Below are 16,886 nucleotides of genomic sequence, written 5' to 3' on the forward strand. Positions count from 1 at the left end.
CGTGCAGAACCTGGTCGCCGCTGGGCATGTATCGGCAACCACTGCCGCTCAGGTGGTTCGGGAACACGGCGACGGAGCAGGAACGGTGTTGGACGCAGAGTTGAAGAAAGCCCAGGCCAGCGGCAAGACGAAGGTCACCGCTGGATCAATCAAAGGCCCCTCGATTCCAAAGCCCCGCCTCGAGGCCGTTCACACAGCATCACGCAATTTGATTGCTTCGCTTGATGCAATCGACGAAGACACCAGAAGCCTCACCATTTCCACGGCACTCGTCATCGAGCTGCGTAAGGCATTGGAAAGCGCACAACCGAGATAACCCATGGGCACGATCACAAGCGGCTCCTGGATGGGCCACCTTGGGCGCGGTCTTGCGCCCCGCGAGCTGGAGTGTGTTCTCGATGTTGCCCAGGGCATGACCTCGAAGCAGATAGCCCGACACTTCGGCATCAGCGAGGGCGGCGTCGAGAAGCGCATCGCCGCCGCCATGTTCAAGCTTGAGGTGCCGCGCCGCGCAGCCCTGGTCGCCGAAGCTATGCGCCGCAACATCATCAGCCCGATGTGCTTCCTGCTCGTCGCTCTGGTCGCCGCTCACGCCGCCATCGGCGACAGCGACCCCATGCGCCGCGATCGCCGAGTACCCGAACGCCGGATCGCTCAGGTCCGCGTTCTCCGTAAAGCCGAGTCACTCGACTACCACGCCTGATTCCCACGAGGAACATCCCATGCACCACTCCATGCAACAGCGCGTGGGCGGCCTAGCCGCCCTGCGTGCACGCTCGCTCATGGCTACTGCCGAGTTCTACGGGTTGATTGGCCTGCCAGCTCCTACCGCTCGCCCTCTGTACCAGGCGGTCGCCAAGGGAAAGGCCTGGCACATCATTGAGATCGCCACCGGCAAGACCAAAGGCTTTTGCTTCAGTCACCAGGCGGCCATGCGATTTGTTGATGCGATGGAGGCCGGTGCCGCCACCAAAGGCGTGCGGCAATGAGCAAGCGCAAACCCCACAACATGCGGGCGCGCCTGGAGCGGACTTGCCGGGCACTGGTATCGGCTAACCATGCGGCCGTGGTCAATATCGACCCCAGCGGACAGCAGGTGCTGATCAACTGGAAGAATCTCAAGCAGATCCGCGTGCGCCAGGTCGTCGACGCCGTTTGCGATATCCCGCACCGGTGGACCATCTACCTCAGCGTCTTGTGTCGGACGGAGTTCGGCGAGCGCTACAACAAGTCGATCGAGGTTGCGCCGCAGGGCAACTACCTGGCCGAGCACCTGACAGACGTAATCGAGGCTACCTACGCAGATCTGCGGGCAACGGCCAATCCAAAGCATCTGGTGGCCTCCGGCTGGATCGCCATTCCCTTCGACACAACGCTCGACGAAGCAGAGGCCGCCAAGATCTTTGCAGCTGTCGGTGCCTGGAATCAGCAGAAAGCAGCATGAAACGCATAACCGCGCGCGCCCGGCACGGCCGGCGCCAGCAGCACATCAATCTGCCGCCCAGCGGCTTGGGAGGTATTGACCATGGCAATGGACCAGGCGGGGCGCGACAGGCGCCGGCGCGAGAAGGCCGAGCGCCTGAAGGAAGAAGACGTGCGCTTGAAGGTTCGACCAGGGACTAAGCAGACCCTGCTGGAGCTGATGAAGTGGGCCGGAATCGAGGAACAGGGCGAGGCGATGACGCTGATGATTCATCACGTCGAGGCGCTCGGGCATCACGCCCTGTTCAGGATCGCGCGCCACGAAATCGAAGGTAACCGATCCGTGGCGCGGACTGAGTCGCTGCGGCTATCAGCCAGGAAGCGAACAGGACAGCACCTGCGAGCGATATGCGGCTGGGCTGACGCCACCTACAGCCAGATGATCGAGGCACTGATCCACGGAATTCACGCCCTAGGCCGGCTGCACGCGGCGAAGTTTCTCACCCCGCCGCGTCACGAAATCAGCATCTCGCCTCGCCTAGCCTTGGCCTTCGATCGGAAGAGCATGCTGATGATTCAGCTGGATCCCGGGGATGAGCTAATACAACCGCCCTACCACTAGAGTTTTAGCTTATCTACAACTCTTCCCGCCAAATGTATGGACGCACCGTTGACGTTGTAGTCGCCTTCTTGGATGAAGGTCAGGGCTTTATAGAATGGATCAAATTGATGAACAACTAGCTTGCCAGTGGTCGCCTCTGCAAGGCGGGCATATTTTCCAGACTGCTGGTCCTGCCAAGACCAAACATGAACTTCCCAGCCTCGCTTCAGGGCGCGCTCTACCTGCTTCAAGAAGCTAGTGCCGAAGTCAGATTCGTTGCCATCTCCAGTCACCAAGACCAGAACTTGGGGCGCCTCGAAATCGAGCAGAACATTTGCGATCTTCAGATGTACGATCTCGTCGACACCCTGCTCAGCCAAGCGCCCATCATCGCGGTCAACTCGATGCAGCAAGTCGGTGTTGTAGCCTTGGGCACGGGAATACTCCCAGAGCGGTTCGTTACCGGGCGGCAGAGAGCCCGCCAGGATCTTTGTCACCGGCTTGAAACCATCCTCGATCAACTTAAAGAGGTTTCGGTAGTAGATGCGAACTGATTTACGTACCGAGCCTGGCTCTAGCTTCTCTGCCGCCCTTTGAGCGCCGCCAAAAACATTCGAGTTATCGATAAAAATGTGCGCGTCCAATTTGCTCACTCCTTGACCCGGCCCCATGCCGGTCACCCGTAATACCCCATCCCAAACCAAATTGCCACCATGCCGCCACCAGCGTGGAGGGCGGCGCATGCCCAGGAGAAACACCCATGCCCATTCACCACGCTGTTATCCACCAGATCGACAAGAAGCCAGACGGAAGTCCGGCGGTGCTTCACCTCGCCGGCGCCACCATCCCCACCAGTGCAGCAATCGAAAACCTGCTGCATGACGTGGCCGACACCTACAACGCGAAACAGGGCAAGGCCTGGGGCTTCTTCCATGGTGAATCCGGCGCCTATCCGCTGAGCGGCTGGCTGTCCAAGTACATGGCAGGCAGCATCGAGTTCATCGACCTCACCCGCGAGGCAGCTCAGCACCTGACGCGGCTGATGGAAGAGTCGAACCTCACTGTGGGTGGTCATGTGCTGTTCGCCCACTACCAGCAAGGCATGACCGAATACCTGGCGATCGCCATTTTGCACCAGGTCGAAACGGTATCGGTCGCAACAGACCTCAGTGTTGCGGTTTCGCGTAACTTGGACACCACCACGCTGAGCTTCGCAGCGCGCATATGCCTCAGCGAATGGCAGAACAATCCGAAGTCGCGGCAGTACATTTCGTTCATCAAAAGCAAAAGCGGCAAGAAGATCTCGGGCTACTTCCAAGATTTCATCGGTTGCCAAGAGGGCGTCGACGGTCCCGGCGAAACCCGTACCCTGCTCAAAGCCTTCAGCGATTTTATCGAAAGCGAAGATTTGCCAGAGGAATCCGCGCGGGAGAAGACTCAGACCCTGGTCGACTACGCCACCATCCAGACCAAACGCGGCGAGCCGGTGACCCTCGAGGAGCTCTCGGAGCTGATCGACGAAGACCGCCCCAAGGCCTTTTACGACCACATCAGCAACAAGGACTACGGCCTGTCGCAGGAGATCCCCGCCGATAAGCGCACCATCAACCAGTTCCGGCGTTTCACCGGACGCGCCGAGGGCCTGTCAATCAGCTTCGAGGCGCACCTGCTGGGCACCAAGGTAGAGTTCGACCAGGAAGCCGGCACCTTGATGATCAAGGGGGTACCGACCCAGTTGGTCGACCAGCTCAAACGCTCTACGGCAGCGTGAGCGGTCTCAACGAGTAGGCCAATTGCGCGGAACGCCCCAGTCGTCTGCATCCTTGTCCGATTTAGCCTGCAGATGAGCTCTCCCTACTGTCAGTGAGTGATCGTTCAATCGGCAGATCATGAAGTAATTGCCACAAGGCACATCATGCTCGTAGACCAAAAGTTCTGAGCCATCTTCGACCAGCGCAGCCAGATGATCTGCGTAGACAGAAAGCAGCCTTCTGGGAAGCTCTTCGGGAATAGCACTTAGTGAGTGGTAGTAACTGATAAAACCAGTGGCCTCCAGCAATTCAAGATGCTCGCCAACGCGCTGAGCATCGACATAGGTGGTGCCGCTGTGGGTGAACGCGACCATTAATCCTCCGCGAAATCCAAACAGTCACAGATATCCCATTCCAGACCAAATTGCCACCATGCCGCATCCGTCGACGGAGGGCGGCGCATGCATGGAGAAAGCCATGACCCAGTTCTACCTGCAGGACAGTCGCACCGATGTTGGTGATGGGCTGATGTTCTGGGCCTTGGGCGGCGGCTACACCACCAGCCTCGACAAGGCGGAGCTGTTCACCCAAGAACAGGCCTGCGGCCATCGGGAAACAGACATTCCATGGCCAAAGGACTACGTCGACGCCCGCGCACATCTCGGCGTCGACCACCAATACATCAGCCTGGACGAAGCCCGCGACCAGTTGACCCCGCGGTGCACTGTTGCCCTGCAGATCCCTGGGCACTGGAACGGGAACGACATTGCCCTGGCCAGGTGGCCAATAGGCCACACCTTCCGATTCGAGAAGGCACACCACCTCACCCTTGAGGCAGCCGAAGCGATCGGCAATACCCCAGAGGAAGCGGTGATTTGGCCATTGGCTTACCTCGAGACAAAGGCCAGGCGCCTGGTTCACAAGCGTGACGTGAATATCAAAGAGGCCCTGCGCGGTACAGGTATCGAAATGGCGGTGCCGAGGAAGCAGCGCAAGCCCTGGCAGAGGCCGCTCAACTGCCACGGCTGTGGACGATTCATCAGCTGGGACGGCAGATTCCTCAACGACTGCCAGAACTGCGGCGCGAACAACTGCCCCTGACCCTCCAGCGCTGCCCGCCGGCGCCTCAAAGGTAAAGAGCCGGCAAGACGCCATGATTTTGCAGCAAAAGCAGAATACTCATCAGCAAATCCATGAGGTTGATGAGCAGGTCTGCCGCTTCCAGAGCGAGTTTGAATTTCTGCATTTGAGGTAAACCTCGTAAGTGGCTGCTACTGGGGTATGTGACGTTTATTTTTCCCCATGCCCCTTTCCGATTTCCTCTTGTGGGTTTTCCACCTTCCTCTATTCAACGATAACGCCTCCCCGGCGAGGGCGGCGCCTGCAATGGAGTGTTCCATGACCATCTCAGCGCCGGTGATCCGATACCACGGCTCCAAGTTCCGACTTGCGGCGTGGGTCACCCAGTATTTCCCAAGGCATACGTGCTATGTCGAGCCCTTCGGCGGTGCCGCCGGCGTTTTGATGCAGAAGCCCCGCTCCTACGCCGAGGTTTACAACGACCTGGACGGCGACATCGTGAACTTGTTCCGCGTGCTGCAGGACCCGCAGAGCCGGGCAGCGCTGTTTGAGGCGGTGGTACTGACGCCATATGCCAGGCAGGAGTTCGAGCGCGCCTGGGAGCCGGCTGAAGATCCAGTCGAACGGGCACGGAGGACCATCATCCGTGCACAGATGGGCTTCGGCTCAGCCGGCGCCACTAAAGGCATCACGGGTTTTCGTATCGACACCAAGCGCGAGTACGGCACCGCCCAATCACTCTGGCTCGAGTATCCAGAGTCGATCGCCACAATCGGGCAGCGACTGACTGGCGTTCTCATAGAAAACCGGCCGGCGATCGAGGTCATGCAGGCGCACGATGCCAGGACAACCCTGCACTACGTAGATCCGCCGTACGTGCACGAGACCAGATACAAAAACGCACAGAGCGGCCGGTACTACCGGCACGAAATGGACGACAGACAGCACGCCGATCTGCTCAAGCAATTGCTCGAGCTAGAAGGAATGGTTGCCCTGTCCGGTTACCCCAGCGAGCTCTATGACGACACTCTGACCAACTGGACCAGGCACACCACATCAGCCCGGATATCTGCGGGCCGAGGGACAGCCTGCCGCACCGAATGCCTCTGGCTAAACCCTGCCTGCCAACGATCGAGCAGCCAATTCAGCCTGTTCGGCAGCTGACCACCACAGCGAGACCACAATGACCACAGCAATCGACCTGTTCGCCGGCCTCGGCGGATGGAGCACCGGCGCGCGCGCCGCCGGCGTCCAGGTTCTCTGGGCAGCCAACCACTGGCCTGTCGCCGTTGAATGGCACAGCGCCAACCACCCCGATACACAGCACGTCTGCCAGGACCTGCACCAGGCTCGCTGGGAGCAGGTGCCGGCGCACGACATCCTGCTCGCCTCGCCCTGCTGCCAGGGCCACGCCAAGGCCCGCGGCAAGAAATCGGGCGACCCTGAGCACGACGCATCACGCTCGACGGCCTGGGCTCCAGTAGCTGCTCTGGAATTCCATCGGTCCCAGGCGGCGGTGATTGAGAACGTGCCGGAGTTCACCGATTGGGTTTTGTACCCGGCCTGGCTGCAGGCCGTTCAGGCGCTTGGGTATCAGGCAGCGCCGCACATCGTGGACTGCGCCGACCTCGGCGTACCGCAGCACCGGGTGCGCCTGTTCATGGTCCTGACGCGCAGCAAAGCGCCGCTCCTGCTGCAACTGCCGCAGGAGCGACATGTGCCGGCAGCCAGCTTCCTCGACTTCGACGCCGGGCGCTGGTCACAGATCGAGAAGCCAGGCCGGGCCCAGGCCACGCTCGACCGAGTGCGCAACGGGCGCCAGCGCTTCGGCGATCGCTTCATCATGCCCTACTATGGAAAGGGCTCCGGAACCACCGGCCGCGACATCAACCGGCCGATCGGCACCATCACCACTCTCGACCGCTGGGCCTTGGTCGACGGCGACCGGATGCGCATGCTCAGCGCCAGCGAGGCCTTAGCTGCCATGTCATTCCCGGCCAACACTCTGCGTCCTGACAACCACCGGCTTACCATGCACATGGCCGGTAATGCGGTACCGCCGCTGGCAGGCCAGCGCGTTGTTGAAGCCCTCCTGGCTGCGGGGTGATTAAATTCAGCAACTAAAACTGCATGAAAGATAACTTCTTCACTTACCTCAACAGACCATCCAAGATTGAATCCAAACCACTCGATTTGGATCGCACAGCAAAGAACAAATTCGCAAGAGCTGGCGAGCTATGTCTCTGATCAACAATTAGCACGTCTCCCTGCAACATTGCAAAGCGAGCTTCCGAACTCCAGGTAAAATTCTCCTCATCGTGGAAATATCTATACCTGGCCTCATAAACAGCAACATCCACATTTCCATATTGGGCACAATAATAGACCGGAATGATGTTGTCGGTGGCATACGTCAAGTAACTCGGGGGCTCTTCTATCCTCCAATTCACTCGCCCCTCATTTGTATCTCGAAGGAGCTGCATAATCAGCTGATTGATTCTTTCATTGGAATTCATAGCGGCACCCTCATATCACTCACCCGCTGCCCAAGCCTAGACGCAAGCGAATTTAATTCAACACAGATCTCATCGGCATCAATAAAGTTAAGCTTTGCCAAAGGCACGACAAAAAAAGCGCCCGCCTTCGATTAAGCCTAGCCAACATCTTGTTAACCGCCTTCAACTCCTCTGAAGAGACATGATACTTCGCATTAACAAGTATGCCTTGTATTTTGCCAAGCTTCATTATTGCCTCTGAGGAAACCGTATCCGGCGATGCCCGCCAAGACTCCACCGCTTCAATGTACCCTGAGACCTCATGATTTAAGTCCTTCACAACCATAGGAAGCCTAGTTTTGGACATCAAATCTTGTTTGATTTTTTTAGTCCTTAGCCAAACCGCATAAGTCAGAAGTAGGCCAACCACAGAGCAGACCGAAGATAAATCAACGAAAATTTGTGGCAGATAGCTATCCATAAAATTATATACACCAACCTTCCGTAATTCAGCGGTAATCGTGCGTGCAACCCCGCATCTTACATTTACGCTCTGAAATCTCAAGAGGCACCTCGCGAGTAGCGCTAGGAAGCCACGGTACGTTTTCGCCCCGCACAGATTCTACTCAAGAAGTACATCTGTATTTCTCAGCTGTAAGCCCCCTCCCCTCTATTCAATTCACTGCCGCGAGCAAGCGGCGAGGAATCGTGATGCCAGAGAAAATTGAGTTGGACCTCGAAGCGATCGAGGCGGCAGCCAAGGCCGCGACGCCGCAAGAATTTGTCAGCGCCCAAGTCGGCGGGGCCGAAGAAGGCTGGATGGAATGCCCTGGGTGCGGCGGCGAAGGCGCAGTCGAGCTGACGGCCGACTACCTGAACTACGACGGCGTGGCCCTGGGCGTGCAGTTCTATGGCATTGGTGAGCCGCACGTACACGCCGAAGCCTTCTACCGCGCTGCCAGGCCTGCCGCGGTGCTGGCCATGGTTGAAGAAATCCGCAGCCTGCGCCAGCAGCTGGAGCGGCAGATGGGTGCCACTCAAGGTTACGCCCTGGTGCCGAGGAGCATGCTGCTCAGCAAAGAGGTGATCGGCGTCATCAACTTCCACTGCGGCGACACCGACCAGGAAGAAGGCGGCCAGTTTGGACAGTACACCGATGGCCGGCTGTGGGTCGGCTACGTGCTAGACGACGATGGGAACAAGGTCCATGGCCTGCACATCGCGACCGACGAATACCCGGAGGAAGGAAGCACGACGTTGATCGAGTTTCCAGAGCATGGCGCTGATCTGGAGTCCGAGCGGGGTGAGCAACCATGCGCCTGAAGAAAGCCGAACGCGAGCAGGTCCGCTTGAAGTACGGCGGCCGCTGCGCATATTGCGGCGTCGAACTGGGCGAGCAATGGCACGCCGACCACTTCGAGCCAGTGGTGCGCAACTGGGGCGAGGCGGCGAAGACCGTGCCAGCCGTCCGCCCGGAGAACCACAACCTGGCCAACATGATGCCGGCCTGCATCCCCTGCAACCTGAGCAAGCACTCGTACACACTAGAGGGATGGCGAGCGTGGATCGCCGGCCACGTCAACAGCCTCAACCAGTACCACCCCATCTACCGCCTGGCCAAGGCCTACGGCTTGATCGCCGAGACCGGGGCCGAGGTCGTCTTCTACTTCGAAAAGGTGCAGCAGCCATGACCCGCCTCGCCCTCTGCCTCCTGCTGCTGGCCACCCTGACCGGCTGCGAATTCGAGGTCTGCATCGACGCCTCAGGCAAGAACTGCAGCCAGGCCAGCGCCAGCACCTGCGAGTACAGCGCTGACACTCGGCGCCAGCTCTCCCCGCACGAAACCCAACCCGAACCTACACCCGCTGCCGCGCCGGCGGCATGGATTGATGAGAGGTATCAGCTGTGAGCAAGCCAGATTGGAAGGACGCCCCGCAATGGGCGGAATGGCTGGCCCGGGACAGCTTCGGCGAGTGGTACTGGTTCCAGGCGCTGCCGGACTGCCGGCGGGTGCTTTGGCTCGCGGACTATGACACCGAGCACACCTTGGCCGGCAAAGGCGCACCTGGCGGTGACTGGAAGGACTCCCTGGAGAAGAGGCCATGACCGACCTGATCGAAGTGAGGGTATCCAACCTGAGCGGCGCGGCGCTCGACTGGGCTGTGGCCAGTGCCCTCGGATGGCGCATGGTTCGAGTTCCCCGCGACATCGACGGAAACAACGGAGGTGAGGTACTTGCACCGCCGGACTTCAGCAAGGATTTCCATTTTCCTCCCCGCGGCGCTGTCCCGATCAGCTATTTCCTGCGGCGCTGGTCAGGCGACTGGAGCCAAGGCGGCCAGCTGATCGACGAGCACCGCGGCAGCGTCCATAGCTATCCAGGCATGGTCGGGGATGCGGCCTACAGCGGCGGCCCGGAGGGTGCGGGCATCTGGTGCTACGGCCCCACCGCCCTGGTCGCGTTCTGCCGAGGATTCGTGCGCAACAAGCTGGGCGAGTTCGTCCAGGTGCCCAAGGAGTTGATGCCATGACCACTCAAACAGCCAAAGTACAGAGCCTTATGCAGGCCTGCCAAAGCGGCGTGAACGGCAAAGGTCCGGCGATCGAGGCAGCCAACAACTTGCTTGCAGAGTGCTACGGGATGCTCGGCAAGCTCGCTGCAGAGAACGAAGCGCTTCGAAAGGACCGCGACAGCCTGCTCGAAGCCGGAGGACACCTTCTATGATCGCCCTCGCCTACATGGCCTACATGATCTACAGGGGGCCGCGATGAGAAAGGTAACCCGCACTGTCGATGACCCCACTGCCAAGTGGGGATTCCGCGTAGTACCGGCCACCTACGAGGAAGCCGAGAAGATCACCGGCTTCCGCCTAGACCGTCGACACAACTACTGCATCAACCGGGAAGGTGAAGTCGAGGTGCTGGGCGTCTGCTCTGTGGAATGCTCAGGCTGTAGATGCGACTGCTCAAGCTGCAGCTATGGCTACAACGCACACGCGCCATCCGGCTGCCGTGAGTGCGGATATACCGGCCGTGTCCGGATGTACTACGGCTATCCGCCGACCCCGCCCAGGCTCAAGGGCGCGGCCTAACCCCTCCCCCAACAACTCAAGCCCGCCGACTGCGGGCATGGAGAGACTCATGTTCAATTTCTTGGCCCGCCTGTTCAAGCGCAAGAAGAAGCCAGCACAACGCGCCGCACTCGGCCCGACCGGGTATGCCCGCGGCCACAGCCCCGCATCTGGCCGGCAAGACCCGATGCTCGACCCGCTCAACCCCATGAGCCCAGTCAGCCCTATGCATCCCATACATCTGGCGGACAGCTACGAACCGGCTCGCTCGAGCAGTTCGTGTAGCAGCCGGGACTACAGCAGCTACGACAGCGGCAGCAGCTTTTCGTCGAGCGACAGCAGCAGTTCCGGCGACAGCGGATCCAGCTCCAGCAGCTGCGACTGACCACCAACCTGCCGCCAACGGCGGCGTGGAGACCATCCCATGGAAACCGAGATCCTTTCGGACGAAGAGCTGGTGGTGATCACCGGCTACAAACCCCGGGCGTGGCAGCGCCGCTGGTTGAAAGAAAAAGGCTGGCATTTCGTCGAGAGCCGCGGTGGCCGACCCCTTGTTGGCCGCCTGTACGCCCGCCAGAAGCTCAGCGGTCTGGTGATCGACACTGTGCCGGTCGCTGCAGCTCCGCCGCCATCGCCAGCCTGGACCCCTGATTTTTCCCGAGTAAAGTGAAATGCGCCCAAGGAAGACCGAGAATCGCGACCTGCCACCAGGCATGTATCGTCGCAAGAGACAAAAAGCCAATGGCAAGGTGTGGGAGGCTCTGTACTACAGGGACAAGTCGGGCAAGGACATTTTCCTTGGCAGTGACCTGGTGAAGGCCAAGCTGATGTGGGCAGAGCTCGAAGCCAAGTCGGTACCGAAAGAGCTGACAACGATGAAGGGGATCTTCGACGAGTACCTGTTGAAGATCATCCCAGGCAAGGCCGCCAGGACCCAGAAAGACAACATCTACGAGCTTAAGCAACTGCGCACTGTGTTCGATTCGGCGCCGATCGATGCCATCACGCCGGCCATGATCGCGCAGTACCGCGATTCAAGGTCGGCCAAAACTAGAGCGAACAGGGAGATCGCACTGCTCTCGCACGTTTTCAATACCGCAAGGGAATGGGGGCTCACCACCCGGGACAACCCGTGCCTGGGCGTGAGGAAGAACAAGGAGAAACCGCGCGACTTCTATGCCAACGAAGCGGTGTGGCAGGCGGTATATGAGGAGGCCCCACAGGAGCTTCAGGATGCGATGGACCTGGCGTACCTGACCGGCCAGCGGCCATCGGACGTTCTGTCCATGCGAAAGGACGATATGGAGGGGATCTACCTGCAGGTCAGCCAAGGCAAGACCGGCAAGCGACTGAGGATCGTCCTTGAGGTAGACGGGGCGAAGAACAGTCTTGGTCTGCTGCTGGAGCGGATTATGCGCAGGACCAGCGAGCACCTGTCGCCGTTCTTCATCATCAACGAGCACGGCAAACGCATGAGCTGGCCGATGTTGCGCAACCGTTGGGCAGACGCCCGCGAGGCCGCCAGGGTGAAAGCTGAAGTCGAGAAGAAGCCAGACCTCGCAAATCGAATCGCCCAGTTCCAGTTCCGAGATATCCGACCGAAGGCGGCCTCGGAGATCAACGATCTGGGTGAGGCAAGCGTGCTGCTGGGGCACTCCAAAGAGGGGATCACGGAGCGTGTCTATCGCCGTGTTGGGGCTATCGCGAAGCCCTCGAAATAGGAAAGTTTTGGGACTGCACCCAAATAGTTTTGGGACTATCGAGATTTTCCGGCGCACAAATAAAAACCCCGCAGACGTTAATCTGCGGGGCTTTCGAATGGTGGAGGCCGAGGTCGGAATCGAACCGGCGTAGACGGATTTGCAATCCGGAGCATAACCACTTTGCTACTCGGCCTCAAAGTTCGGAGTCAGCTTTCGCTATCTCCTTGAAACCGCTCGACTTTTTCAAGTGAGCTGCGTTTCGATGGACGCCATTATGTCGGCATTCCCCTCACCTTGCAACCCCCTTGAAGAAAAAAATCTTCAAGGGGTTCAAGGTGTTAGCGCAAGCGGCCAAGCTTGCTCCAGAGCCCTACCAAAGTATTCTCCACGGCACCGCTGGCGGCCACGCCAATGCGCTCCTGCAGGGATTTACGCTCGGCATAGCGGACGTGGAACAGATTGGCGTCATTGGCGCGATCACTCAGGTACTCGTCACTGGTGCGCAGCTCGTCCACCAGCTTGCGGTTGAGTGCGGCAATGCCCAGCCACACTTCACCGGTGGCGACTTCGTCGATGTGCAGTTGCGGACGGTAGCGGGCGACGAAGTCCTTGAACAGCTGGTGGGTGATATCCAGGTCTTCCTGAAACTTCTCCCGGCCTTTCTCGGTGTTCTCGCCAAATACGGTGACGGTGCGCTTATATTCGCCGGCCGTGAAGACTTCGAAGTCAACGTCGTGCTTTTTCAGCAGGCGGTTGACGTTGGGCAACTGCGCGACCACGCCGATCGAGCCAAGCACAGCGAACGGCGCACTGACGATCTTCTCGCCGATACAGGCCATCATGTAGCCGCCGCTGGCCGCGACCTTGTCGATGCACACGGTCAGCGGAATGCCGGCCTGGCGGATACGCGCCAACTGCGAGGCGGCCAGGCCGTAGCTGTGCACCAGCCCGCCACCGCTCTCGAGGCGCAGCACCACTTCGTCACGTGGGGTGGCGAGGGTGAGCAGCGCAGTGATTTCGTTGCGCAGGCTCTCGGTGGCGGAGGCCTTGATGTCGCCGTCGAAGTCCAGCACGAAGACCCGACCCTTTTCCTCGGGCTTGGCCTTGCCTTTCTTCTTCTGTTTTTCCATCTTGGCCTGCTGCTTGCGCAGGGCCTTGAGCTCGGCCTTGTCGAGCAGACCGGCTTCCAGGCGCTCGCGCAGCTCCTTGTAGAAGGTGTTCAGCCGGGTAACCTGCAATTGCCCGCCGGGTTTGCGTCGACCCTTGCCACGCAGGTTGGCGATACCGGAAAGGATGACCAGGATGGCGATCACCACAGTGGCGGTTTTGGCGAGAAAGCTTGCGTATTCGGCAAGAAACTCCACATTGACTCCTTAATAGACCTGCGCCTGCACGACGCGTAACTGATGCAAGCATACCGGTGCGCCTGGGCGGCTGCCAGCATGGGAAAATGCTGGCAACACAGTTCAAACAACCTTTTCAAACGCTTGTATGTTTTTTCATTGACAGCCTCTCTGGCGCATCCTAACCTCGCAGCAACCTCCATCCCGGCCGGACATTCCAGTGGGCAATATCTACCTGATCCGACATGGCCAAGCCTCCTTCGGCGCCGACGACTACGATGTCCTGTCGCCGCTGGGTCTGCGCCAGAGTCAGGCATTGGGGGAGCACCTGGCCCAACTGGACATGCGCCTGGACCGCTGCCTGGCCGGCGACCTGCGGCGCCAGCAGGACACCGCACGACTGACACTCGACGCAATGGCCGCTGCTGGCTACGCGATCCCGGCCATAGAGACCGACGCAGCCTTCAACGAGTTCGATGCCGACGGTGTGATCCGCGCCCTGCTTCCTGCCCTGCTGCCGCACGAGCCCGAGGCGCTGCACGTGCTGCGCAATGCTGCGCAGAATCGCAGCGAGTTCCAGCGCCTGTTCGCGCTGATGGTGCAGCGCTGGCATGACGGCGAGCACGAGGCTCACGATGGCCTGGAGACCTGGGCCGCGTTCACCGCGCGCGTTGGTGCCGGCCTGCAACGCGTGCTGGCGCAAGCGTCAAGCCGCGACAACATTGCCATCTTCACCTCCGGCGGCAGCATCGCCGCCCTGCTCCACCAGGTCACCGGAATCACCCCAGCCCAGGCGTTCGCGCTGAACTGGCAGATCATCAACACGTCGCTCAGCCACTTGAAGTTCCGTGGCCGCGACGTGGCATTGACCTCCTTCAACAGCCAGGCCCACGTGCAGCTGTTGCGGATGCCGGAGCTTCTCACCTATCGATGAGCCCGGCCTGTTGTGCCCCGTGCACGCAACTTTCACCCAACAAGGAATACACCATGAGCGACGTAGCTAAAGCAGTCGAAGCGATGAAAGCCAAGTTCAACCCTGCCGCCGCCGCCGGCCTGGACCTGGTGTTCGGCTTCAACATCACCGACGAAGACAAGCACTACGCCCTGCTCGTCAAGGACGGCACCTGCGAGATCCAGGAAGGCGAGAACCCTGACGCCAACTGCACCCTGGTTCTGGACAGCGAAACCCTCAAAGGCATCGTCAGTGGCGAGACCGATGGCATGCAGGCCTTCATGGGCGGCAAGCTGCGCGTCGAAGGCGACATGATGCTGTCGATGAAGCTGAGCGAGCTGTTCCCGTCCTGAGTGATGCGAACACGCGCATGAAGAAAACCGAGGCCTGACCGGCTTCGGTTTTTTTTTGCCCGCAGCCTGCATCCGCCATTCATCAGGGGCAGTGATCGACCGGCAACACCCGCGTCGATATGACGTCTGGAACGCTTGTCCCAACCCAGGTTGGCCATTAGATTAGCCAATGATCCTTGCGACCGAGAATAAGGAAAACGCATGACGCTCACCGACCAGTCCACCCAGGTCCGCCCCGGCGAAGAACTCGATGCAGCCATCATCGATCCTTACCTCAAGGCGCATATCCCGGGCCTCGCAGGCACTCCGAGCATCAGCCAGTTCCCCGGCGGCGCCTCCAACCTCACGTACCTGGTCGCCTATCCCGAACGCGAGTTCGTGCTGCGTCGCCCGCCCTTCGGGCACAAGGCCAAGTCGGCCCATGACATGGGCCGCGAGTTCCGCATCCTCAACCAGCTCAACGACGGTTTCCCGTTCTGCCCCAAGGCCTATGTGCACTGCACCGACGAATCGCTGATCGGCGGTGAGTTCTACGTGATGGAGCGGGTCGAGGGCATCATCCTGCGCTCGGACCTGCCGCCCGAACTGAACCTCGACGCCGGCCGCACCGAGGCGCTGTGCAAGAGCTTCATCGACCGTCTGGTGGAACTGCACCAGGTCGACTACAACGCCTGCGGCCTGGCTGACCTGGGCAAGCCCGAAGGCTACGTGCAGCGCCAGATCGAAGGTTGGTCGAGCCGCTACGAAAAAGCCCTGACCCCGGATGCGCCGCGCTGGGAACAGGTGATCGCCTGGCTGCGCGAGAAGATGCCCGCCGACCACTCACGCCCTGGCATCGTGCACAACGACTACCGCTTCGACAACGTCATCCTCGATGCCAGCAACCCCATGCGCATCATCGGCGTACTGGACTGGGAGATGGCGACCATCGGTGACCCGCTGATGGACCTGGGCAACAGCCTGGCCTACTGGATCGAGGCCGACGACCCGGCACCGGTGCAACTGATGCGCCGCCAGCCGAGCAATGCCCCGGGCATGCTGACTCGCCGCCAGTTCGTCGACTACTACGCCGAGCGAGCCGGCATTCGCATCGACAACTTCGACTTCTACTACTGCTACGGCCTGTTCCGCCTGGCCGGGATCGTGCAGCAGATCTACTACCGCTTCTTCCACGGCCAGACGCAGGACAAGCGCTTCGCCCAGTTCATCCACATGAACCGGCTGCTGGAGCAGATGAGCCTGCAACTGATCGGCAAATCCACCCTGTAACCGGCGACAACAAGGAAATCCAGCATGTCCAAGACCCAACTGTTCGACCTTGACGGCAAGATCGCCTTCGTTTCCGGCGCCAGCCGCGGCATCGGCGAAGCCATCGCCCACCTGCTGGCCCAGCAAGGGGCCCATGTGATCGTCTCCAGCCGCAAGCTCGACGGCTGCCAGCAGGTCGCCGACGCCATCATCGCAGCCGGCGGCAAGGCTACGCCGATGGCCTGCCATATCGGTGAGCTGGAGCAGATCCAGCAGGTGTTCGCCGGCATCCGCGAGCAGTTCGGACGCCTGGATATCCTGGTCAACAATGCCGCCACCAACCCGCAGTTCTGCAACGTGCTGGACACCGACGTCAGTGCCTTCCAGAAGACTGTCGACGTGAACATCCGCGGCTACTTCTTCATGTCGGTCGAAGCCGGCAAGCTGATGCGCGAGCACGGCGGTGGCAGCATCATCAACGTGGCGTCGATCAATGGCGTGACACCAGGCTTGTTCCAGGGCATCTACTCGGTGACCAAGGCTGCGGTGATCAACATGACCAAGGTCTTCGCCAAGGAGTGCGCGCAATTCGGCATCCGCTGCAATGCCCTGCTGCCGGGCCTGACCGACACCAAGTTCGCCTCGGCGCTGGTGAAGAACGACGCCATCCTCAACGCCGCCCTGCAGCAAATCCCGCTCAAGCGCGTGGCCGACCCGAGCGAGATGGCCGGCGCGGTGCTGTACCTGGCCAGCGACGCGTCGAGCTACACCACCGGCACGGCGCTCAATGTCGACGGCGGCTTCCTTTCCTGATCAGCCCTTGCGCGCCTGCAGCGTGTAGCTCAACGGCAGGCGCTCGGGCCGCTC

General features: G+C 60.3%; 26 protein-coding genes and 1 tRNA gene. 22 read left to right on the forward strand and 5 right to left on the reverse strand.

What is annotated here, in order from left to right; genetic code table 11:
• Nucleotide 1 precedes the first annotated feature (1 nt).
• The 5 genes from HU729_RS25765 (at nucleotide 2) to HU729_RS05605 (ending at nucleotide 2,044) form a co-directional block, all read left to right on the forward strand.
• Nucleotides 2-316: a hypothetical protein gene (locus HU729_RS25765; protein WP_238348312.1), complete on the forward strand. Its 315-nt coding sequence runs from the start codon at nucleotides 2-4 to the stop codon at nucleotides 314-316.
• Between the two features lie 3 nt (nucleotides 317-319).
• Nucleotides 320-703 (forward strand): helix-turn-helix transcriptional regulator, encoded by a 384-nt coding sequence (locus HU729_RS05590; protein ID WP_186708838.1) that lies wholly within the window; start codon nucleotides 320-322, stop codon nucleotides 701-703.
• Nucleotides 704-722: 19 nt separating this feature from the next.
• Nucleotides 723-989 carry a hypothetical protein gene (locus HU729_RS05595; protein WP_186708841.1) on the forward strand — a complete coding sequence of 89 codons (267 nt, stop codon included), beginning with the start codon at nucleotides 723-725 and terminating at the stop codon, nucleotides 987-989.
• Nucleotides 986-1,444: a hypothetical protein gene (locus HU729_RS05600; RefSeq protein ID WP_186708843.1), complete on the forward strand. Its 459-nt coding sequence runs from the start codon at nucleotides 986-988 to the stop codon at nucleotides 1,442-1,444. Before HU729_RS05595 ends, HU729_RS05600 begins: the two co-directional genes overlap by 4 nt.
• An 81-nt stretch (nucleotides 1,445-1,525) precedes the next feature.
• Nucleotides 1,526-2,044: a hypothetical protein gene (locus tag HU729_RS05605; protein WP_186708845.1), complete on the forward strand. Its 519-nt coding sequence runs from the start codon at nucleotides 1,526-1,528 to the stop codon at nucleotides 2,042-2,044.
• Here the strand turns inward: HU729_RS05605 and HU729_RS05610 are convergent.
• The gene (locus tag HU729_RS05610) at nucleotides 2,041-2,667 is read right to left on the reverse strand and encodes an NYN domain-containing protein (RefSeq protein ID WP_186708847.1); all 627 of its coding nucleotides are present in this window, start codon (nucleotides 2,665-2,667) and stop codon (nucleotides 2,041-2,043) included. The two genes, HU729_RS05605 and HU729_RS05610, sit on opposite strands and share 4 nt — an antisense overlap.
• Before the next feature lie 116 nt (nucleotides 2,668-2,783).
• Here HU729_RS05610 and yejK point away from each other — a divergent pair, with 116 nt between their 5' ends.
• On the forward strand, nucleotides 2,784-3,794 hold the full coding sequence (gene yejK / locus HU729_RS05615; protein WP_186708849.1) for a nucleoid-associated protein YejK: 1,011 nt from the start codon (nucleotides 2,784-2,786) through the stop codon (nucleotides 3,792-3,794).
• A 6-nt stretch (nucleotides 3,795-3,800) separates the two neighbouring features.
• Here yejK and HU729_RS05620 read toward each other — a convergent pair whose 3' ends face one another.
• Entirely contained in the window at nucleotides 3,801-4,148 is a 348-nt protein-coding gene (locus HU729_RS05620; RefSeq protein ID WP_186708851.1) for a hypothetical protein, read from the reverse strand.
• A 103-nt stretch (nucleotides 4,149-4,251) separates the two neighbouring features.
• On the opposite strand from HU729_RS05620, the gene HU729_RS05625 reads away from it, so the two are divergent.
• The 10 genes from HU729_RS05625 (at nucleotide 4,252) to HU729_RS05670 (ending at nucleotide 10,441) form a co-directional block, all read left to right on the forward strand.
• Nucleotides 4,252-4,875, forward strand: coding sequence for a hypothetical protein (locus tag HU729_RS05625; RefSeq protein ID WP_186708853.1), 624 nt, complete (start codon nucleotides 4,252-4,254; stop codon nucleotides 4,873-4,875).
• 297 nt (nucleotides 4,876-5,172) lie between these two features.
• Nucleotides 5,173-6,018, forward strand: coding sequence for a DNA adenine methylase (locus HU729_RS05630; protein ID WP_186708855.1), 846 nt, complete (start codon nucleotides 5,173-5,175; stop codon nucleotides 6,016-6,018).
• Between the two features lie 19 nt (nucleotides 6,019-6,037).
• Nucleotides 6,038-6,961: a DNA cytosine methyltransferase gene (locus HU729_RS05635; protein WP_186708858.1), complete on the forward strand. Its 924-nt coding sequence runs from the start codon at nucleotides 6,038-6,040 to the stop codon at nucleotides 6,959-6,961.
• A gap of 1,099 nt (nucleotides 6,962-8,060) precedes the next feature.
• Nucleotides 8,061-8,672 carry a hypothetical protein gene (locus tag HU729_RS25770; protein WP_238348313.1) on the forward strand — a complete coding sequence of 204 codons (612 nt, stop codon included), beginning with the start codon at nucleotides 8,061-8,063 and terminating at the stop codon, nucleotides 8,670-8,672.
• Nucleotides 8,663-9,040 carry an HNH endonuclease gene (locus HU729_RS05645; protein WP_186708861.1) on the forward strand — a complete coding sequence of 126 codons (378 nt, stop codon included), beginning with the start codon at nucleotides 8,663-8,665 and terminating at the stop codon, nucleotides 9,038-9,040. Before HU729_RS25770 ends, HU729_RS05645 begins: the two co-directional genes overlap by 10 nt.
• Nucleotides 9,037-9,258, forward strand: coding sequence for a hypothetical protein (locus HU729_RS05650; protein ID WP_186708864.1), 222 nt, complete (start codon nucleotides 9,037-9,039; stop codon nucleotides 9,256-9,258). Before HU729_RS05645 ends, HU729_RS05650 begins: the two co-directional genes overlap by 4 nt.
• A complete protein-coding gene (locus HU729_RS05655; protein ID WP_186708866.1) occupies nucleotides 9,255-9,455 on the forward strand; it encodes a hypothetical protein in 201 nt (66 codons plus the stop codon). Before HU729_RS05650 ends, HU729_RS05655 begins: the two co-directional genes overlap by 4 nt.
• Nucleotides 9,452-9,880 (forward strand): phage protein NinX family protein, encoded by a 429-nt coding sequence (locus HU729_RS05660; RefSeq protein WP_186708869.1) that lies wholly within the window; start codon nucleotides 9,452-9,454, stop codon nucleotides 9,878-9,880. Before HU729_RS05655 ends, HU729_RS05660 begins: the two co-directional genes overlap by 4 nt.
• Nucleotides 9,877-10,074, forward strand: coding sequence for a hypothetical protein (locus HU729_RS05665; RefSeq protein ID WP_186708872.1), 198 nt, complete (start codon nucleotides 9,877-9,879; stop codon nucleotides 10,072-10,074). The genes HU729_RS05660 and HU729_RS05665 overlap by 4 nt, the downstream gene beginning before the upstream one ends.
• A gap of 43 nt (nucleotides 10,075-10,117) precedes the next feature.
• Nucleotides 10,118-10,441: a hypothetical protein gene (locus HU729_RS05670; RefSeq protein ID WP_186708875.1), complete on the forward strand. Its 324-nt coding sequence runs from the start codon at nucleotides 10,118-10,120 to the stop codon at nucleotides 10,439-10,441.
• A gap of 282 nt (nucleotides 10,442-10,723) precedes the next feature.
• Here HU729_RS05670 and HU729_RS25945 read toward each other — a convergent pair whose 3' ends face one another.
• The gene (locus tag HU729_RS25945; protein ID WP_256093675.1) at nucleotides 10,724-10,846 is read right to left on the reverse strand and encodes a hypothetical protein; all 123 of its coding nucleotides are present in this window, start codon (nucleotides 10,844-10,846) and stop codon (nucleotides 10,724-10,726) included.
• On the opposite strand from HU729_RS25945, the gene HU729_RS05675 reads away from it, so the two are divergent.
• Nucleotides 10,845-11,090, forward strand: a complete 246-nt coding sequence (locus tag HU729_RS05675) for a DUF4224 domain-containing protein (protein ID WP_063545410.1) — start codon at nucleotides 10,845-10,847, stop codon at nucleotides 11,088-11,090. The genes HU729_RS25945 and HU729_RS05675 overlap by 2 nt on opposite strands.
• Before the next feature lies 1 nt (nucleotide 11,091).
• Complete coding sequence (locus HU729_RS05680) at nucleotides 11,092-12,141, forward strand: site-specific integrase (RefSeq protein ID WP_125929500.1); 1,050 nt, start codon at nucleotides 11,092-11,094, stop codon at nucleotides 12,139-12,141.
• A gap of 101 nt (nucleotides 12,142-12,242) precedes the next feature.
• Here HU729_RS05680 and HU729_RS05685 read toward each other — a convergent pair.
• Together HU729_RS05685 and sohB are read right to left on the reverse strand one after the other, a co-directional pair.
• Nucleotides 12,243-12,316: transfer RNA gene (locus tag HU729_RS05685), tRNA-Cys, on the reverse strand.
• A gap of 145 nt (nucleotides 12,317-12,461) precedes the next feature.
• The gene (sohB, locus tag HU729_RS05690) at nucleotides 12,462-13,487 is read right to left on the reverse strand and encodes a protease SohB (RefSeq protein WP_186668894.1); all 1,026 of its coding nucleotides are present in this window, start codon (nucleotides 13,485-13,487) and stop codon (nucleotides 12,462-12,464) included.
• A 199-nt stretch (nucleotides 13,488-13,686) separates the two neighbouring features.
• Between sohB and HU729_RS05695 the strand changes: the two genes are divergently transcribed.
• From HU729_RS05695 to HU729_RS05710, 4 genes are all read left to right on the forward strand, one after another.
• A complete protein-coding gene (locus HU729_RS05695; RefSeq protein ID WP_186708877.1) occupies nucleotides 13,687-14,400 on the forward strand; it encodes a histidine phosphatase family protein in 714 nt (237 codons plus the stop codon).
• Nucleotides 14,401-14,453: 53 nt separating this feature from the next.
• On the forward strand, nucleotides 14,454-14,771 hold the full coding sequence (locus HU729_RS05700; RefSeq protein WP_027920549.1) for an SCP2 sterol-binding domain-containing protein: 318 nt from the start codon (nucleotides 14,454-14,456) through the stop codon (nucleotides 14,769-14,771).
• 201 nt (nucleotides 14,772-14,972) lie between these two features.
• On the forward strand, nucleotides 14,973-16,040 hold the full coding sequence (locus HU729_RS05705) for a phosphotransferase family protein (RefSeq protein WP_186668891.1): 1,068 nt from the start codon (nucleotides 14,973-14,975) through the stop codon (nucleotides 16,038-16,040).
• 24 nt (nucleotides 16,041-16,064) lie between these two features.
• Nucleotides 16,065-16,832 (forward strand): SDR family oxidoreductase, encoded by a 768-nt coding sequence (locus tag HU729_RS05710; RefSeq protein WP_186708879.1) that lies wholly within the window; start codon nucleotides 16,065-16,067, stop codon nucleotides 16,830-16,832.
• Nucleotides 16,833-16,886 lie beyond the last annotated feature (54 nt).

This window comes from Pseudomonas sp. RW10S2 (genome assembly GCF_014268985.1).
Taxonomy (GTDB): domain Bacteria; phylum Pseudomonadota; class Gammaproteobacteria; order Pseudomonadales; family Pseudomonadaceae; genus Aquipseudomonas; species Aquipseudomonas wayambapalatensis.

Excerpts from the sequence above, each read along its gene's own strand:
- HU729_RS05590 (WP_186708838.1), top strand. The coding sequence starts at position 320 with ATGGGCACGATCACAAGCGGCTCCTGGATGGGCCACCTTGGGCGCGGT.
- HU729_RS05595 (WP_186708841.1), top strand. The coding sequence starts at position 723 with ATGCACCACTCCATGCAACAGCGCGTGGGCGGCCTAGCCGCCCTGCGT.
- HU729_RS05600 (WP_186708843.1), top strand. The coding sequence starts at position 986 with ATGAGCAAGCGCAAACCCCACAACATGCGGGCGCGCCTGGAGCGGACT.
- HU729_RS05605 (WP_186708845.1), top strand. The coding sequence starts at position 1,526 with ATGGCAATGGACCAGGCGGGGCGCGACAGGCGCCGGCGCGAGAAGGCC.
- yejK (WP_186708849.1), top strand. The coding sequence starts at position 2,784 with ATGCCCATTCACCACGCTGTTATCCACCAGATCGACAAGAAGCCAGAC.
- HU729_RS05620 (WP_186708851.1), bottom strand. The coding sequence starts at position 4,148 with ATGGTCGCGTTCACCCACAGCGGCACCACCTATGTCGATGCTCAGCGC.
- HU729_RS05625 (WP_186708853.1), top strand. The coding sequence starts at position 4,252 with ATGACCCAGTTCTACCTGCAGGACAGTCGCACCGATGTTGGTGATGGG.
- HU729_RS05630 (WP_186708855.1), top strand. The coding sequence starts at position 5,173 with ATGACCATCTCAGCGCCGGTGATCCGATACCACGGCTCCAAGTTCCGA.
- HU729_RS05635 (WP_186708858.1), top strand. The coding sequence starts at position 6,038 with ATGACCACAGCAATCGACCTGTTCGCCGGCCTCGGCGGATGGAGCACC.
- HU729_RS25770 (WP_238348313.1), top strand. The coding sequence starts at position 8,061 with ATGCCAGAGAAAATTGAGTTGGACCTCGAAGCGATCGAGGCGGCAGCC.
- HU729_RS05645 (WP_186708861.1), top strand. The coding sequence starts at position 8,663 with ATGCGCCTGAAGAAAGCCGAACGCGAGCAGGTCCGCTTGAAGTACGGC.
- HU729_RS05650 (WP_186708864.1), top strand. The coding sequence starts at position 9,037 with ATGACCCGCCTCGCCCTCTGCCTCCTGCTGCTGGCCACCCTGACCGGC.
- HU729_RS05660 (WP_186708869.1), top strand. The coding sequence starts at position 9,452 with ATGACCGACCTGATCGAAGTGAGGGTATCCAACCTGAGCGGCGCGGCG.
- HU729_RS05665 (WP_186708872.1), top strand. The coding sequence starts at position 9,877 with ATGACCACTCAAACAGCCAAAGTACAGAGCCTTATGCAGGCCTGCCAA.
- HU729_RS05670 (WP_186708875.1), top strand. The coding sequence starts at position 10,118 with ATGAGAAAGGTAACCCGCACTGTCGATGACCCCACTGCCAAGTGGGGA.
- HU729_RS05675 (WP_063545410.1), top strand. The coding sequence starts at position 10,845 with ATGGAAACCGAGATCCTTTCGGACGAAGAGCTGGTGGTGATCACCGGC.
- HU729_RS25945 (WP_256093675.1), bottom strand. The coding sequence starts at position 10,846 with ATGGGATGGTCTCCACGCCGCCGTTGGCGGCAGGTTGGTGGTCAGTCG.
- HU729_RS05680 (WP_125929500.1), top strand. The coding sequence starts at position 11,092 with ATGCGCCCAAGGAAGACCGAGAATCGCGACCTGCCACCAGGCATGTAT.
- HU729_RS05700 (WP_027920549.1), top strand. The coding sequence starts at position 14,454 with ATGAGCGACGTAGCTAAAGCAGTCGAAGCGATGAAAGCCAAGTTCAAC.
- HU729_RS05705 (WP_186668891.1), top strand. The coding sequence starts at position 14,973 with ATGACGCTCACCGACCAGTCCACCCAGGTCCGCCCCGGCGAAGAACTC.
- HU729_RS05710 (WP_186708879.1), top strand. The coding sequence starts at position 16,065 with ATGTCCAAGACCCAACTGTTCGACCTTGACGGCAAGATCGCCTTCGTT.